Annotated in this window: 2 protein-coding genes; both read left to right on the plus strand. The window is 34.3% G+C overall.

The genetic code is table 11. The features are described 5' to 3' along the window. On the plus strand, positions 1 to 441 hold a 441-nt coding region (locus DW862_RS19570; protein WP_120070053.1), incomplete at its 5' end, for a DUF3871 family protein. Between the two features lie 391 nt (positions 442 to 832). After that, a partial coding sequence (locus DW862_RS26445; protein WP_243636514.1) for a tyrosine-type recombinase/integrase occupies positions 833 to 1,183 on the plus strand: 351 nt, incomplete at its 3' end.

Consider the following 1,183-nt stretch of genomic DNA (forward strand, 5'->3'; position numbering starts at 1 on the left):
CTTAGTTGCTTGGAAGTTACCAATACAAGGGATTTATATCAAGCGGTATTGGAAATGTTCCACAAATACGATGCAGCCAAACACATACATTTGATGCAGTCTTTAGGCAATACCAGTATGACGGAGCATCAGTTTTGCCAACTACTTGGAAGAATGAGACTTTATCAATCACTACCGCAAGGCTATCAAAAGGATATACCTAAAATGTTGCTTACTGATACACAGGTTAACAATGTGGCTAAAGCGTATATCAATGACGAGAACTTTGGTAGCTTGGGAAATGATTTGTCTATGTGGAAGTTCTACAACTTGCTCACAGGTGCAAATAAGAGTAGCTATATAGATTCATTCTTGGATAGAGCCTATAATGCTACAGAACTTGCAACGGGTATATGTTCCGCTTTACATGGTGATGACAAGTATCAATGGTTTCTTAGTTAGTGGTATTACAGAGTACTTAAAAGGGGCATCCATATAATAAGGGTGTCCCTTTATTATTCATTACCTATTAATACTCAAAAGATTATGTTACAAGCGTTATTAGTCGTTATATCTTGGATTATCTTGTTACTTGTTATGTGTGCAATTTCACCTGTTGTATTCTTCTTGATGATTGTTTGGACTATATACAAGATTATTACAATGAAGTAGTACATGAAGAACTAATAAGGGTATCTATATACTATATATAGGTACTCTTTCTCTATTATTAGCCAGTAGTATAATATTCACTTCTATTATTAGTGAATGTTTAGCTAGTAATCAGTAAGTTAGATATTCCAGTTTAAAATTAATATTCACTTTTATTAGTTTCACTATAAAACAGAACGTTATGTCACTTAAATATTCAAGTACAACAGCAGATTATCTGCAATGGAGCGAAGCAATGAACTTAATAAGAAAGTTGGCAAGGGATAGTAATTATAAGATGTCACTTCTTATTGCTTTGGGTTGCTTCACAGGTCTAAGAATTTCTGATATTCTTGCTTTGAGGTGGAATCAGATACTAGATGCGGAAGAATTTACCATTACAGAGATTAAAACAGGGAAGCAAAGGACTATTAGGATTAATATGCAGCTACAGCAACATATCAGAGATTGTTATGAGCATATAAATCCAGTTGGCATAAATGCACCTGTATTGATAAGTCAGAAGGGGACAGTGTACACAGTTCAGAGAATC

This window comes from Bacteroides sp. AM37-9 (genome assembly GCF_003603455.1).
Classification (GTDB): Bacteria; Bacteroidota; Bacteroidia; order Bacteroidales; family Bacteroidaceae; genus Bacteroides; species Bacteroides xylanisolvens.